At 37.6% G+C, this 14,843-nt stretch carries 13 protein-coding genes, 1 other RNA gene and 1 riboswitch; all 14 genes read left to right on the forward strand.

The window, feature by feature from the left end; all coding sequences use genetic code 11:
- Nucleotides 1-31: 31 nt before the first annotated feature.
- The 14 genes from HNQ98_RS00840 (at nucleotide 32) to rnpB (ending at nucleotide 14,694) form a co-directional block, all read left to right on the forward strand.
- Nucleotides 32-886, forward strand: a complete 855-nt coding sequence (locus HNQ98_RS00840) for a hydrolase (RefSeq protein ID WP_135197566.1) — start codon at nucleotides 32-34, stop codon at nucleotides 884-886.
- A 3-nt stretch (nucleotides 887-889) separates the two neighbouring features.
- Nucleotides 890-1,807 (forward strand): hypothetical protein, encoded by a 918-nt coding sequence (locus HNQ98_RS00845; RefSeq protein WP_135197565.1) that lies wholly within the window; start codon nucleotides 890-892, stop codon nucleotides 1,805-1,807.
- A gap of 77 nt (nucleotides 1,808-1,884) precedes the next feature.
- On the forward strand, nucleotides 1,885-2,433 hold the full coding sequence (locus HNQ98_RS00850; RefSeq protein WP_014974537.1) for a LemA family protein: 549 nt from the start codon (nucleotides 1,885-1,887) through the stop codon (nucleotides 2,431-2,433).
- A complete protein-coding gene (htpX, locus tag HNQ98_RS00855) occupies nucleotides 2,433-3,326 on the forward strand; it encodes a zinc metalloprotease HtpX (protein WP_014974536.1) in 894 nt (297 codons plus the stop codon). The genes HNQ98_RS00850 and htpX overlap by 1 nt, the downstream gene beginning before the upstream one ends.
- A gap of 186 nt (nucleotides 3,327-3,512) precedes the next feature.
- Complete coding sequence (locus HNQ98_RS00860) at nucleotides 3,513-4,826, forward strand: C40 family peptidase (protein ID WP_135198160.1); 1,314 nt, start codon at nucleotides 3,513-3,515, stop codon at nucleotides 4,824-4,826.
- Nucleotides 4,827-4,864: 38 nt separating this feature from the next.
- A riboswitch (purine riboswitch) is annotated at nucleotides 4,865-4,961 on the forward strand.
- Nucleotides 4,962-5,142: 181 nt separating this feature from the next.
- The gene (gene guaB, locus HNQ98_RS00865; RefSeq protein WP_135197563.1) at nucleotides 5,143-6,315 is read left to right on the forward strand and encodes an IMP dehydrogenase; all 1,173 of its coding nucleotides are present in this window, start codon (nucleotides 5,143-5,145) and stop codon (nucleotides 6,313-6,315) included.
- 23 nt (nucleotides 6,316-6,338) lie between these two features.
- Nucleotides 6,339-7,319, forward strand: a complete 981-nt coding sequence (locus HNQ98_RS00870; protein ID WP_135197562.1) for an IMP dehydrogenase — start codon at nucleotides 6,339-6,341, stop codon at nucleotides 7,317-7,319.
- A gap of 90 nt (nucleotides 7,320-7,409) precedes the next feature.
- The gene (gene guaA / locus HNQ98_RS00875) at nucleotides 7,410-8,957 is read left to right on the forward strand and encodes a glutamine-hydrolyzing GMP synthase (protein WP_135197561.1); all 1,548 of its coding nucleotides are present in this window, start codon (nucleotides 7,410-7,412) and stop codon (nucleotides 8,955-8,957) included.
- Nucleotides 8,958-9,188: 231 nt separating this feature from the next.
- A complete protein-coding gene (locus HNQ98_RS00880; RefSeq protein WP_135197560.1) occupies nucleotides 9,189-9,674 on the forward strand; it encodes a GNAT family N-acetyltransferase in 486 nt (161 codons plus the stop codon).
- 689 nt (nucleotides 9,675-10,363) lie between these two features.
- Nucleotides 10,364-10,978 carry a Holliday junction resolvase RecU gene (gene recU / locus HNQ98_RS00885; RefSeq protein WP_135197559.1) on the forward strand — a complete coding sequence of 205 codons (615 nt, stop codon included), beginning with the start codon at nucleotides 10,364-10,366 and terminating at the stop codon, nucleotides 10,976-10,978.
- 23 nt (nucleotides 10,979-11,001) lie between these two features.
- Nucleotides 11,002-13,191 (forward strand): transglycosylase domain-containing protein, encoded by a 2,190-nt coding sequence (locus HNQ98_RS00890; RefSeq protein ID WP_184284885.1) that lies wholly within the window; start codon nucleotides 11,002-11,004, stop codon nucleotides 13,189-13,191.
- A 55-nt stretch (nucleotides 13,192-13,246) separates the two neighbouring features.
- The gene (locus HNQ98_RS00895) at nucleotides 13,247-13,819 is read left to right on the forward strand and encodes an SLOG family protein (RefSeq protein WP_135198158.1); all 573 of its coding nucleotides are present in this window, start codon (nucleotides 13,247-13,249) and stop codon (nucleotides 13,817-13,819) included.
- A gap of 76 nt (nucleotides 13,820-13,895) precedes the next feature.
- Nucleotides 13,896-14,264 carry a cell division regulator GpsB gene (gene gpsB, locus HNQ98_RS00900; RefSeq protein WP_135197556.1) on the forward strand — a complete coding sequence of 123 codons (369 nt, stop codon included), beginning with the start codon at nucleotides 13,896-13,898 and terminating at the stop codon, nucleotides 14,262-14,264.
- A 59-nt stretch (nucleotides 14,265-14,323) separates the two neighbouring features.
- Nucleotides 14,324-14,694, forward strand: an RNA gene (gene rnpB / locus HNQ98_RS00905) — RNase P RNA component class B.
- The last annotated feature ends 149 nt before the right edge of the window (nucleotides 14,695-14,843 follow it).

The following is a 14,843-nucleotide window of genomic DNA, read 5'->3' on the forward strand; positions in this document are numbered from 1 at the left end:
ATTAAGTTTTGTGCTATATGGAGGCGTAAATATGACAAATCGAGACACACAAACTGTACTTCAACCAGTTTTAATTAATCGGTTGGACAGTAAGATACAATATTTAAATCAATTGGAGTTGGCTATTAATAATAACCAAGTTTCCAAAGTTTATGAATTACTAGACTCGCAAAAATTTAATGAACAAATTAGACAACGTGAACACGCCGATAGTAACGCACACCTATCTGTGCTTGTTTCAGATCTTCAAAATGATATCGCTTCATTTTTGGCCCCAGAATTGATTGGTTATTTGACTAGTCAATTCGACTTTTTAACTTTTAACCCAGTACAAGATGAGCCAACACTGTATGATGTTTATATTGGTGACTGGTGGAATCATCGCCAATTAGGTGTTTTAGATATATTATCCGCGTCATTAACATTAGATAATCATTTGATTTCGGAACTAACAGCAACAGCTAAATTACCAGATGGTGGAACACTTGACGATATTAAAATACAAGAAATTAATAAGATTATTGATGGATTAGAAGGTTTCTTGTCTGACAACACTAAACGATCATTAGAATTGCGAGTGATTGAGGATCAACTAGCAGAATTAATTAGCAATAAGGCTGGTTTATTTGGTAGAGGAGATAAGTTGACCAAGCAGTCACTTGAAAAGAAACGAGAATTATTATTGGCGACACAAAAACGTGTACCAGAAGTTCAAAATAAACTTGATGAACAACAAAAAGAACTATTAAAATTAGAAAAACTAGATGTGTTGCGGCAACTGGAGTTACAAGCTATTTTTACTACATTTACCGATTTAACATCATTTATTGGAGCGCTAGAGCAAATTTACGTCTCATACATCCACGCATTACAGCAGAAAAATTAGACTATGGATAACTTTAAAATAAAAAATTATAGTGAACAATTAGGCAAGGATTTGCGTCTTTTTGATCGTTTACACCTACTTATCGATACGCTAGGAACAACTGAAAATTTAATAGAAATATTGGATGTATTACAAAAAATTTTAGATTTCGATAGTCATCAATCAAAAATGGTGCGTATTGATAACCCTTTTTGGTTTCCTGATACACATTGGGTCACATTGGCGTTTGCAAAATTTGCTATGTCAGCTTCCTTATCAACAACTGTGGTGACATTACCTCAGGCACAAAAAGTGGTTGAACTTCATTTTGAAGAGTGGCCAAATGCCTCATTTCGATTTACCAAAGCGCCGTTAGCTGCAGGCGGTTACTATTTGGAAGAGACTGCTCAAAATTTACGAGTACTTTATTGGGATGTTGTACGTAGACGTTTTTATCTTGATGCGCAGCAATTTGCGACCTTAGTACAAACAGAAGCACTTCAAATTGCTGGAGTGGAAGCATTAGCAACTTTCCAAAAGCGTTTAACTGCCATTGCTGAACAACTTGCTGAGGCAGATTATGATATTGTGTTACCAGGTAGTGATACTGCAAATCAGGGGAATTTAGTTATGACACAAAAAGACTTATCAGCAGATATTTTGGATGCTCTTTTCGTTTCGGCTGCTAAGCAACAATTCATTTTAAAAAGAATACAAAATGAGCAAACTGGCGCTGAAATAGCGGTTGGCGATGTTATCATCAAGTTACTACAACAACGTGTTGACGGTGGACATGCACAATGGCATTATGACATAGTAGATGATCATCAAAAGGTGACGATTTATACGTTATTGCAGCAATTACCATTCTTTTATCGGTGGTACATGGGTAATCTCAATATAGTTGCTTTAAAAGATAAGCGTGAAGTATTTGTGGATTAGGTTGGTATATGAGACAATTGAGTTATAAAGTTTTATATATTGTATTATTTTCACACTTAGAAAAGAAGAGGTAAATTATGGCAATTATTATTATTATTGCTGTTGTCGCAGTGATTGCTATCATTTGGGTTGCTGTTTATAACGGCTTGGTGAAGTCACGCATGCTTACGCAAGAAGCGTGGAGTCAAATTGATGTGCAACTTAAGCGCCGAAATGATTTGATTCCTAACCTTGTCAATACTGTTAAGGGTTACGCTGATTTTGAAAAATCAACTTTACAAGCCGTTACAGATGCACGAGCAAGTGTCAATAATGCGCAGGGACCTGCTGCAACAATGGCAGCTTCTGATCAATTAACTGGTGCTTTATCACATTTGTTTGCTGTGGCAGAAGCATATCCTGACTTAAAAGCAAGTACAAGTTTTAATAAGTTACAGGAAGAGTTAACGAATACAGAAAACAAAATTGCTTATTCACGTCAATTATTTAACACAACAACTGCAAGTTACAACACGAAGTTACAATCTTTCCCAAGTAATATTATTGCAGGTATTCATCATTTTGAACCTAGTGAATTTATTGTTGTGCCAGAAAATGAAAAAGAAGTACCAACGGTTAAATTTTAATGTTATACGAGCAAATACAATCAAATAAGCGCCGTACCATTGTGCTATTGGTTGGCTTTTTCATTTTGGTAGCTATTGTTGGCGCTGCGGTTGGATACCTATTACTTGGTTCTCTTGAACTCGGCATTATTGCGGCTATTGTCATTGGTGTGATCTATACGTTGATTATGATTAGTAACTCAACTAGTGTGGTTATGGCAATGAACCATGGTACAGAGATAAAAAATGCTGATGAAGAACCAGAACTATGGCATACAGTTGAAGATATGTCGATGGTAGCACAAGTACCAATGCCCCGTGTTTTTATTATTCAAGATGATAGTCCTAATGCATTTGCGACAGGTAATAGTCCTAAAAATTCTGCTGTTGCCGCGACAACCGGTTTATTAAAAATCATGAACCGCCATGAATTGGAAGGTGTCATAGGGCATGAAATCAGTCATATTCGTAATTATGATATCCGTATTTCTACGATTGCCCTCGCTCTAACAGCGGCTATTTCATTACTTGTCAATCTTGGGAGTAACTGGTGGTTTTGGGGTAGTGGGACAAATCGTCGTGATAACCGAGAAAGCGGGAGTAATGGTGCTCAAATTTTCCTTCTGATTTTTTCCATTATTATTATGGTATTAGCACCACTTGTTGCAACAGTGGTACAATTAGCTATTTCACGAAATCGTGAATATTTAGCAGATGCAGGAAGTGTTGAATTAACTCGTAATCCTGAAGAATTAATTTCTGCGCTAAGTAAACTAGGGTCTGCCAAACCAATGGAAAATGTCGATCCATCTTCAGCATCTTTATATATTAGTAATCCGCTTAAACAAAAGAAACACTTGTTTGATACGCATCCACCTATTGAGGAACGAATTGCGCGGCTACAAAAAATGTAAAAAACGATGAACAATTACGTTCATCGTTTTTTTGCGGTGATAATCACAACTATATTACAATCATATTTCATAATTATTTTAGATTGATTAATAATTTTATATATTAAATTTTATTAATGAAGTTTACGATAAACTAAAGTAGTTAAGAATTGTTAAAGTTTATGCGAACGAGTAGAGGATTAACATATGGAAAGAATTGATAAGAAAATTATTGTATCAGGTTTTAGTTTGTTGGGAATAGCTGCCATTGGGACGGGGATAGCTCATGCAGATGTAGCGCAACAGGTTGTCGATAAAGCTGTGGAATCAGTCACCGAGCCTTCTAATTTATCGACACAAAAAACGGCACTATCAAAATCACCCTTGAAAATTGCTAAAAATAAAGTTACTCAAGTGTCTGACTCTAAGAGAGAGCAGATTATTAAGTCAGCAGTGAACTCAAAAACTTATGCGGTTAAAAGTGGTGATTCGCTATGGTCTATTGCCAATCATCATAACGTAAATGTTGAAGAACTGGTTTTGGCGAATAATGGTTCTGATTTAATTTCTGTCGGTCAAAAAATTACTTTGCCAAGTCAAACGCCTACTACAAGTGTTGAATCAGAAAAAACGGATTCGTCACCTGTGACTGTTGATACGGAAAAATCAACTGCAGCGGAAACAGCATTAGAGCCTAAAACTGATGTCAGCGTTGATGACAGTTTAAACTCACAAGTAGGTAACGAAGCATCAGTGGTGCAAGCACCCACTGATGCTTCATCAGCGAGTGAGAATATTACAAGTAGTGATGTACCAGTTGTAAGTCAGTCATCGGCGCCTTCAGTAAGTAGCGTTTCTTCGCAAGTGGATATGTCTTTAACACAAACCACATCAAATCAGGTTAGTGAAACTTTACCTGATATGGCAACATCTAAAAATACAAATGATACGACCGCATCATCAGTAGTTCAAACTGCTAGTCAGAAAAGTGACATTGCTGATCAAGGACAAAATACAGTGGAATCAGTCACGGCGGCGACTGATCCAGAAACAACAGCTCATTCAGTGGCTGCAGGATCAGACAAATCATCGATTTCACAGTCAGAAAGTGCATCAAATGTACAGCCAGTTAATAAAACACAACCTAAAACAGACACTAATATAAATGGTATTGTGTCATTAGCTAAAAATTTGGTCACACAGGATATTCCTTATGAATGGGGTGGAACTAACACGCAAGGATTTGATTGTTCTGGATTTGTGAGTTATGTATTTCAAAATGCTGCTGGTATTTCATTACCTCATTCTTCAGTTGTGCAAGAGTCGTATGTCCAACAGAAAGCCGTTACGCAAGCACAACCAGGTGATTTGTTGTTCTGGGGAACACCTGGAGCAAGCTATCATGTTGCAATTTACATCGGTGGTAATCAGTATGTTTCGGCACCCGATTCTGGCGAAAATGTGCGCATTGAAACGATTTCAGCTAACTTTGAACCGAGTTTTGCAGGTCACGTCGAATAGGTCTTGCTTTTTCTAATAAAAACCGTTAAAGTAAAGCTATTAATAAATATTGGTTTGCAGATATATTGCTAGAAAATGGCTAGCAGTTTCTACCACGCCCCTAAAGTCGTGACTATTCGCAAATGCAACACGACCTTAATGGCGAAGTCTAAGCATTTGTGGATCTATATATCCCAGGTGCTTTTTTGGTATAATAATACAATTTGTTACAATTTAAATCGGCGGATCAGCTAATAATTGTATTAGCAAAAAGGCCTAATTAACGCGTGTTAAACATCATTGCGGGGTGTTTAATGTATTTAAATCGGAGGATCTCATGCAAAAATTCTTTTTAGACGATGAAAAGCCTAAATTTAGTTCACGTAATAAGTTTGCTAAGATGGGCTTAACGTTTGAAGATGTCAAGTTAATGAACGACAAAAATACGACCGTTCAAGCTAATAATGTCAATGTTTCAACTAGTTTAACACCGACGTTACAACTAAATATTCCGTTGATTTCTGCTGCAATGGATACTGTTACTGAGGCTAATTTTGCTATAGAATTGGCAAAGTTGGGTGGGTTAGGTGTTATTCATAAAAATATGACTATTGCTGAACAAGCTGATGAAGTTAAACAAGTAAAAACAGCCACTTTCGATCCTAAACAATATGATCATGCTGCTGTGGACGCAAAAGAGCAGTTATTGGTTGCTGGTGCAGTAGGTGTGACCTCAGATACAGTTAAACGTGTTGAAGCAATGGTTAATGCTGGTGTTGATGCAATTGTTTTAGATTCTGCACACGGTCATTCGGAAGGTGTTTTACGCAAAGTAACTGAAGTACGTAATGCTTTCCCAGACTTAAATATTATTGCGGGTAATATTGCAACCTCAGAGGGGGCAGCAGCTTTGTATGATGCTGGTGCTGATGTTGTTAAAGTTGGTATTGGTCCCGGGTCTATTTGCACAACGCGTGTTGTTGCTGGCATTGGCGTACCACAAATATCAGCAGTTCGTGATGCTGCTGATGAAGGTGTTCGTCGCGGTAAAGCAATTATTGCTGATGGTGGTGCAAAAACAGCTGAGGATATTGTCAAGGCAATGGCTGCAGGTGGTAATGCTGTGATGTTGGGTTCAATGTTTTCTGGTACAAAAGAAACACCGGGCGAAATTTTTGAAGATAACGGTAAGAAATATAAAACTTATAGAGGTATGGGATCAATTGCCGCTATGGAAGCCGGTTCAAAAGATCGTTATTTTCAAGGTGAAGTTAACGAAGCTAAAAAGATGGTACCCGAAGGTATTGAGGCACGTGTTGAGTATAAAGGGGCATTGGCAGACATCTTGACCCCTGTTATGAATAGTATTCGCCAAGAAATGTCTGAAATGGGTGAAAGTGCAATTACAGATTTATCAAAAAATCGTCATATTGCACGTGATATCACCGGTATTGATTATGAAGAGGCGCTGTCAAAAACTGAGTCAAAGTATACGATACCAACATTCTAAGCAGTCAGTAATGGAGAAATAATATGTCTGAAAATAATAAAAACCAAGGTTTAGGGTATGATCAAGTGTTGCTTGTACCTGGTGCTTCAAATGTTTTACCACATACAGTATCGTTATCAACACAATTAGCTAACAATTTCATCTTAAATATTCCTTTGATTTCTGAAGCCAATGGTGTTGCTACTGATGTTAGAGTTGTACCAACAGCATTAAATGGTGGATTAGGCGTAGTGGCGGAGCAGGAAGATATTGATGCACAGTCAGCAACAATTGCCACTGCTAAACAAACAGTTGTTGATTTTGAAAAATATCCCAATGCTTTCGTAGATGCTCAGAATCATCTTCGCGTCGCTGCTGAAGTTTGGTTATCTACTGGTGCACAAGACCGAGTTAAAAAGTTAGTTACAGCCGGCGCTGATGCAATCTTTTTCTATCTTAAAGATGCACTCACTCATGAAACAAATGAAATTGTCAAAGCTGTACGTAAAGCATTTCCAACAACATTCTTAGCTGTTGGGGTTATTGAAGATCAAGGAATTGCTGGGGCATTGTACCAAGATGGTGTTGACGCCGTCATTGCAGGGCGTGCAGTGAACTCAGAACTACCTAATAATGTGTTATATCCATTTTTAACAACAACAATGGCAATTGCAGAAGTGGCAGCTGATTTTGATAAAGCAGTGATTGCTTCTGGTGGTGCTCACTACTCTGGAGATGTTGTTAAAGCTATCTCAGCTGGAGCATCTGCAATTTTAGTAACTGATTTACTCAAAGGTGAGGTTTTGTCCGCGGATGGTACCTTTGCTGGTGGTGATATGTCAATTGATGATGCTATTTTCCAAACTGATGGTGGCTTACGTGCAGGGATGGGATATACAGGCTCATCAACAATTTCAGATTTGAAATTGTCAGCAAAGTTTGTTCAAATTACAGATAATGGTTTGCGTGAATCACATCCACATGATGTTGAAATTACAAAAATTGCACCTAATTACGCAAAGTGATATATGATAAAGTTGATTTTAAGAATAAAAATGATCTATCGTTTTATTCTCATTGTTAAGTTTAAACATGTACTAAAGGGAGAGTAAAGCATGGCTGAAATTAATGCCGATAAAGTTCTTGTATTGGACTATGGTAGCCAATATAATCAATTAATTACCCGCCGTATCCGTGAAATGGGCGTTTTTTCTGAGTTGAAGTCACGTAATATGACTATTTCTGAAATAAAAGCCTATCATCCAAAAGCAATTATTTTATCAGGTGGTCCAAAATCTGTTTATGAAGAAGATGCCTTTAGCATCGATCAAGAACTGTTTAATTTAGGCGTTCCTGTGCTTGGTGTTTGTTATGGCATGCAATTGATGGCACAACAACTAGGTGGTAGCGTTGAAGCCAATCCTGGGAATGGTGAATTTGGTCAAACAATTCTAAAACAAACTGATCACGCTGGCCGGTTGTTTGCTGATACACCAGTTGAACAAACTGTTCTAATGAGCCATTCGGATAATGTTGTAAAGTTACCTGAAGGATTTGAAGTGGCCGGTGGCTCAGATAAGACACCAATTGCTGCTATTGCTAATGAAGAACGTCGTTTATATGGTGTGCAGTTTCATGCAGAAACAACATTATCTGAACACGGTAAACAGATTTTGCATAATTTTGTGTTTGACATTGCGCAAGCTGAGGCTAATTGGGATATGAGCGGCTTCGTTGATCAACAAATTGCTCATATCAGGAATATTGTTGGTGACAAGAAAGTATTATTGGGACTTTCTGGTGGTGTTGATTCATCAGTTGTTGGTGTTTTATTGCATAAAGCTATTGGTGATCAATTAACGTCAATTTTTGTTGACCATGGATTGTTACGTAAAAACGAAGCGCAGCAAGTGATGGAAATGATGGGCGGTCAATTTGGATTAAACATTATCAAAGTTGATGCACAAGAACGCTTTTTGTCTCAATTAGCTGGGGTGACTGACCCAGAAAAAAAGCGCAAGATTATTGGTAATGAATTTATTCAAGTCTTCAATGATGAAGCCACAAAGCTTGATGGTATTGATTTTCTGGCGCAAGGTACATTATATACTGATGTGATTGAGTCAGGTACAGATACTGCGCAAACAATTAAATCACACCATAATGTCGGTGGGCTACCTGAAGATATGCAGTTTAAGTTAATTGAACCACTGAATACACTCTTTAAAGATGAAGTTCGTGAACTAGGTGAGACCTTGGATATGCCACATGAAATGGTCTGGCGTCAACCATTCCCTGGACCTGGTCTTGGCATTCGTATCTTGGGTGACATCACAGAAGACAAGCTAGAAATTGTTAGAGATTCAGATTGGATCCTACGTGACGAAATTGCTAAAGCTGGACTAGAGGGTGATGTTTGGCAGTACTTTACAGTCTTGACTGGCGTTCGTTCAGTAGGCGTTATGGGAGACTATCGTACCTACGACTATACGATTGCTATTCGTGCTATTACTTCGGTAGATGGCATGACAGCTGATTTTGCTCACTTACCATGGGAATTACTACAAAAAATTTCAGCGCGTATTGTTAACGAAGTTGGACACATTAATCGTGTCGTCTATGACATTACAGCGAAGCCACCAGCTACTGTTGAGTGGGAATAGTATATATAGCGAGAATGAGCACATCTTGTGCTTGTTCTTTTTCTTTGAGCAAATATGTGTCAACATTGATTGTTATGGTTACGTTAGAGTGACACAACGTATCTGATGAAGTTATTATGGATAAGTAAAAAACAAAGAATGAAGCACTTTAACTGCTATCTATTATTACTGTGATAACAAAATACTGTTGCCTTTGATATAATGAAAATATTAAATTAAAGAGGTTTATTCATGAAAATTAGGAATGTGAATAGAGATGATTTAACGGCAATTATAGAAATAGAAAACAAAGGCTTCAATGAGCTGGAAGCAGGAACAAAAGAACAATATGAAGACCGAATTAAAAATTTTCGGGAAAGTTTCTTTGTCGCTGTAAATGATGACGATCAAATTATAGGATTTATTTGTGGACCCGCAGTTAAGGAACAATTTATAGAAGATTGGATGTATGAAAAAAATCCAAAAAGTGTCTCACGTGGCGGTTATCAAACAGTACAAACCATCGCGGTCTCTCCCGATGCTAGAGGACTGGGGATAGGAAGTTTGCTATTGTTAGAATTAGAGAATCATGCAAAAAGCGATGAGAGAATTGCGATGTCTCTAACTTGCTTAATAGATAGAATTCCGTTTTATGAAAAGAATGGTTATAAAAACATGGGAATTTCAAAGTCGAACCATGCTGATGAGCAATGGTTTAATATGGAAAAATTGATTTAAATTGACTAACCAATTTAAATTTTTTATGATTCAGTTGATTTAGCAGGCTATTCATAATATTAGCGTTCTCGTTGTACCATAGTACCTTGTTACGTAGCAATCAAATAAAAAACACATCTTGACTTGGTATAACCATTGTTAAAGATGTGTTTTTAGTATTGTTATGGCGGTAACATGAGGACCTAGTAGTGAAATCAATATAACAGTTACGGCGAGTCCTGAGAGAAAAAAGGTTTGCCTTTTTCATAAATAGCGCCTAATTCTTATGTTTTTTAACTCGGACACTTGGCACGTATCATTTTTATTAGATCGACACCTAACATTTAATTGCACGCTTAATAGGTTGGTCTATGTTACAATATAATTCCATGTTTGTCTATTATGCTATTCGCCACTTTCTAGTGGGATTAGTCCGTACATCCATTATTTATCGATTACCAGTATAATATTATCAAAAATTGAGCTTAACTGTTGAATCCTTAGACTTTATAGAGGGAGTATATTTAGTCGCTCAAACTAGCTCTTGATGAGAGCGAATCACATCGATATGCGATAATTAAGGAAATTAAAAAGTGGTTCATAGATGAGCCTATCTGTTGTTTTAAAGCACACAGCATTAAGTTTAACTTGTTTTCTATCTTTTATGGTAAGATAGTATTGTATATTTTAAATTTGTTTTGAGGGTGATAATGTCAATTAACTATCCTACGGGCAGTCGGCGTGTTTCGCATGTTGAAAATACGATGCGCACAGGTAAAACAACTAAAAAAGCATTGATGTTTGGTAAGCGTGGTATGGGCTTAGAAGAGGAAATTAATCTTGCCAATGATTACTACTTGGTTAACCATATGGCAGTAATTCACAAAAAACCAACACCAGTAACAATTGTAAAAGTTGATTATCCCGCACGTTCTGCTGCAAAAATTACGGAAGCATATTTTAAGCAAGCTTCAACGACTGATTATAACGGTGTCTATCAAGGACGTTATATTGATTTTGACGCGAAAGAAACAAAGAATAAAACCTCTTTTCCTTTGAAAAATCTCCATGCACACCAAATTGTGCATTTGGCTAATATTTTAGCGCAAGGGGGCATTGGTTTTGTTATTATTAAATTTACCAGTTTAAATGAGACATATGTCTATCCTGCAAAAGAATTAATTGCGCAGTGGCAAAAGTTGAATGGCAAACAGTCAATTTCGTATGATGAAATTGTAGGGCGAGGGTACTCTGTACCTGCAAGTTTAAGCCCTAGTTTAGATTACTTAAAAGCTGTTGACCAATACTTTGAACATCTAAACTAACAAGTAGGAGTGCACCATCAATTATGGCAAATGAGAATCAATGGTCTCGTGTGAATCGCAATAGTAATACATATGACAGTTATCCAGCCACGGAACCACCCAAAACACCACGACCACCTAAAAAAAACGGTAATGGGTCAGGCGGTCCAAGAAAACCAAAGAAAAAGCGTCATTGGTTTTTAATGATTTTCTTATGGTTATTAGTATTAGGTATCATTGCCGTAATGTCTGGGGTAGCGTTATTCATGACATACGCTAATGATGCACCAAATATTACGGAATCCAAGTTAGCATCTGAAAATTCTAGTGCTATTCTTGATGATCAAGGGAAAAATATTTGGAGTTTATCAACTGTAGAACGTGATTATGCTACTACTAATGAAATACCAAAAATGTTGAAACAATCAGTTGTAGCAACGGAAGATCGTCGTTTTTACAAACATAATGGTGTTGATCCTATCCGTATTATGGGCGCAGCGGTTGCCAACTTCCGCGGGTCATCCTTAGGTATGCAAGGTGGATCAACATTAACGCAACAATTAGTGAAGTTATCAGTGTTTAGCACATCTACTGCTGATCAGACAATTGAGCGTAAAGCCCAAGAAGCTTGGTTAGCAATGCGTGTTGAGAAAAACTTTACTAAAGATGAAATATTAACATTTTATATGAATAAGGTATACATGGGACACGGTGTATCTGGCATGAAGACAGCTGCCACATATTTTTATGGTAAGCCACTAAAAGAATTATCCTTGCCCCAACTCGCATTATTAGCAGGTATGCCACAATCACCAACGGATTATGATCCGTATTTGAAAGATAACTCAGCCGCTAAAAAGCGACGTGATACTGTTTTACAATCCATGGTGAAATATGGTGCTATTACGGAAAACCAAGCAAATCAAGCGATAAAAGTACCAGTAAGTGATGGTTTGCAAGACTTAACAGCTAAAACACAGCTTGCGAATAATAATCGCAAAGTTGTTGATGGTTATGTTCAGTCAGTACTCTCAGAAGCTAATTCTCTGGGTTATGATGTCACCAAATCTGGGTTGAAAATATATACCAGCATGGATTCGAACCTGCAACAATCACTTTATGATAATGCTAATGGTAATACAGTTAATTTCCCTGCAGAAGACACCCAAATTGGGGCTACTATGGCTGATCCAAAAACAGGTCGTGTGGTTGCTCAATTAGGTGGCCGTAACTTAAATATTTTACAGGGAACCAATCATGCTAAATTATCTAATCGATCAGGCGGTTCCTCAGTTAAACCTTTACTTGACTACGGTCCGGCAATCGAATATTTGAATTGGCCGACCTATCGTACAGTTGAGGATAAAAAATATACCTTACCAGGAATGAATAGTACTATTTCTAACTGGGATGGTAAATATATGAACAACATTACAATGCGTTCAGCGTTAACGCAATCACGAAATACACCGGCATTGCGTACATTAGAAGAAGTTGGTGGTACAAACGCTGCCAAATTCGTGAATAGTTTAGGTATACCAACATCTGAAGTACCAGGTGGCACAGCAGCCATTGGTATTGATGTCTCAACAGAACAAGAAGCTGGTGCTTATGGTGCAATTTCTAATGGTGGTACTTATTATAAGCCAACCTATATCACAAAAGTTGTGACACCAGATGGGACGACTCATAATTATTCGGCTACAGGAAAACGTGTGATTAAGAGTAGTACCGCGTTTATGTTAACGGATATGATGAAGGGTGTCATTAAGCCAAATGCTACAGCTGCGGAGGCTGTAATTCCTGGGTTACATCAAGCTGGAAAATCTGGTTTAGTTGGTTATGATCCAAGTGCTGGTCAACCAGACCGTGCAATCATGGATTCTTGGTTTACAGGATATACTAAGTCCTATGTACTTTCTGTTTGGACAGGCTATGATCAGCCGAATGAGCCTGGGAAATATATTCCTTGGACATCCCAAGATTTACCTTCACAGTTTTACCAGAAGGTAATGTCTTATGCCATGCAAAACAAACCAAATACGGATTGGGAAAAACCAGATACGGTAACACCCAAGGTACGTGGTAATATTGTTGAGTATGAAGTTAAGGATGAAAAGTGGAGTAATGGTGGATTACCACTAGTGAATTCAATTCCACAATCTGGAGAAACACCAGCTGAAGCAAATATTTCCGGCTCAGCAGCAGTTGGATCAACTACAGGTAATAATTAAGTAGTCACCAAAAAGTCTTGCGTAAGCAGGGCTTTTGTTTTGGAGGGTATCAATCATGTCAAGATTATGGGTTACTGGGTATCGCAGTTATGAAATTGGTACATTTGGTGATAAAGATCCGAAAATCGAAGTCATAAAGTATGCAATAAAGTGCGCATTAAAAGATGAGATTGAACGGGGGCTGGAATGGGTGATTACCGGAGGTCAATTGGGCGTTGAACAATGGACTGTGGCAGTTGTAGACGAATTAAAATCAGAATTTCCTAATCTCAAAATAGCGATGATGTTGCCATTTAAAGATTTTGGTAATCAGTGGGCTGATAACAATCAAGAAAAATTAAAACTGCTTAGAGCTAAAAGTGATTTTGTGGACAGTGTATCCAATATACCTTACGAGGGGCCAAGGCAGTTACAGAATTATCAAAAATTCATGTTGGAACATACGGATGCAGCATTGTTAATTTATGATACTGAATTTGAGGCTAAAACAACTTTTGATTATAATATCATCAAAAATAAACAAGAACAGGCGCCTTATCCATTAACGCTAGTTGATATGCTCAACCTACAAGATTACGCAACAGAGTATGAAGAATTGAATTCAGAAAAACATGGTTTTTCTGAATAAATAAGGCGTTTTCCTTGTAATTCTAAGAAATAATTGGTAATATAGATTAAGTAAAAAAGTAAATGAGGTGTGACTTGTGGAACAAGTAAAATACACGCAAAAAGATATTTTAGAACGCGTTTTCAAGCAAAAGCGTATGGGTGTTGGCTATGATCCGGCAGATGTTGATAGTTTCCTTGATGATATCATCAAGGATTATGGTGCCTTTGCGGGACGTGTTGAGCAGCTTCAAGGTGAGGTTACTCGCTTACAAACTGCTCTAAAAGCTTCTCAAGATCAGTTAGTCACTGTTAAGCAACAACAAGTCAACACACCATCAGCAGCCCAAACAGCATCACCTATTGTTGAAGAGCCAAAGCCAACAAATAATGTGACGAACTTAGATTTAATTAAGCGTGTCGCTAATTTAGAGCGTGCAGTATTTGGTCGAGACGCTGGGGAATAACTTTAATTTACTGTAAGTACGTAACTGAGTAATATTTAAGCTTAATTACTATATTTGTAAGTATCGAGTAATTGCGCGTTATATTTCTAACGTGAGGAAGGTCCATGCTCGCACAGTCTGAGATGACTGTAAGGTTTGTGCTGGGATAAAAAATAAACCCAGGGGCGGTAATACGCTACGGCGGTCGAACAGGCTAAGGCTTTGCTATGTCTTAATAGATCTGAAAGTGCCATAGAAACGTACGCGTTAATGAAAGTTAGCGTTTGAGACGAGGTAAACCCCGCAAGCGGGCAACCCAAACTTTTGGTAGGGGCGGCTAATCTAGCGAATTGAAGCAATGATTGGTATGGTTTGGCAACAAACTTAGATAGATGATTACTGAAGGTGGTATGTACCTGCGTATCACTGGAACAAAACATGGCCTACAGATACTTACAACAGGTAACGTCACTTTGTGGCGTTTTTTATTTTATGCATTATTTAGTATTATATTCAACTCAATTGTGAATATATCCTGAGTTATGTTGCATAAAAATTCATTTTGGGTTATGATTATTTACGTCAATCAGGTATACAGGA

The sequence above is a fragment of the Leuconostoc carnosum genome (assembly GCF_014207505.1).
Taxonomy (GTDB): domain Bacteria; phylum Bacillota; class Bacilli; order Lactobacillales; family Lactobacillaceae; genus Leuconostoc; species Leuconostoc carnosum.

What these genes read in the sequence shown, in the direction of transcription:
- HNQ98_RS00840 (WP_135197566.1), top strand. Translation starts at nt 32, where the DNA reads ATGACAAATCGAGACACACAAACTGTACTTCAACCAGTTTTAATTAAT.
- HNQ98_RS00845 (WP_135197565.1), top strand. Translation starts at nt 890, where the DNA reads ATGGATAACTTTAAAATAAAAAATTATAGTGAACAATTAGGCAAGGAT.
- HNQ98_RS00850 (WP_014974537.1), top strand. Translation starts at nt 1,885, where the DNA reads ATGGCAATTATTATTATTATTGCTGTTGTCGCAGTGATTGCTATCATT.
- htpX (WP_014974536.1), top strand. Translation starts at nt 2,433, where the DNA reads ATGTTATACGAGCAAATACAATCAAATAAGCGCCGTACCATTGTGCTA.
- HNQ98_RS00860 (WP_135198160.1), top strand. Translation starts at nt 3,513, where the DNA reads ATGGAAAGAATTGATAAGAAAATTATTGTATCAGGTTTTAGTTTGTTG.
- guaB (WP_135197563.1), top strand. Translation starts at nt 5,143, where the DNA reads ATGCAAAAATTCTTTTTAGACGATGAAAAGCCTAAATTTAGTTCACGT.
- HNQ98_RS00870 (WP_135197562.1), top strand. Translation starts at nt 6,339, where the DNA reads ATGTCTGAAAATAATAAAAACCAAGGTTTAGGGTATGATCAAGTGTTG.
- guaA (WP_135197561.1), top strand. Translation starts at nt 7,410, where the DNA reads ATGGCTGAAATTAATGCCGATAAAGTTCTTGTATTGGACTATGGTAGC.
- HNQ98_RS00880 (WP_135197560.1), top strand. Translation starts at nt 9,189, where the DNA reads ATGAAAATTAGGAATGTGAATAGAGATGATTTAACGGCAATTATAGAA.
- recU (WP_135197559.1), top strand. Translation starts at nt 10,364, where the DNA reads ATGTCAATTAACTATCCTACGGGCAGTCGGCGTGTTTCGCATGTTGAA.
- HNQ98_RS00890 (WP_184284885.1), top strand. Translation starts at nt 11,002, where the DNA reads ATGGCAAATGAGAATCAATGGTCTCGTGTGAATCGCAATAGTAATACA.
- HNQ98_RS00895 (WP_135198158.1), top strand. Translation starts at nt 13,247, where the DNA reads ATGTCAAGATTATGGGTTACTGGGTATCGCAGTTATGAAATTGGTACA.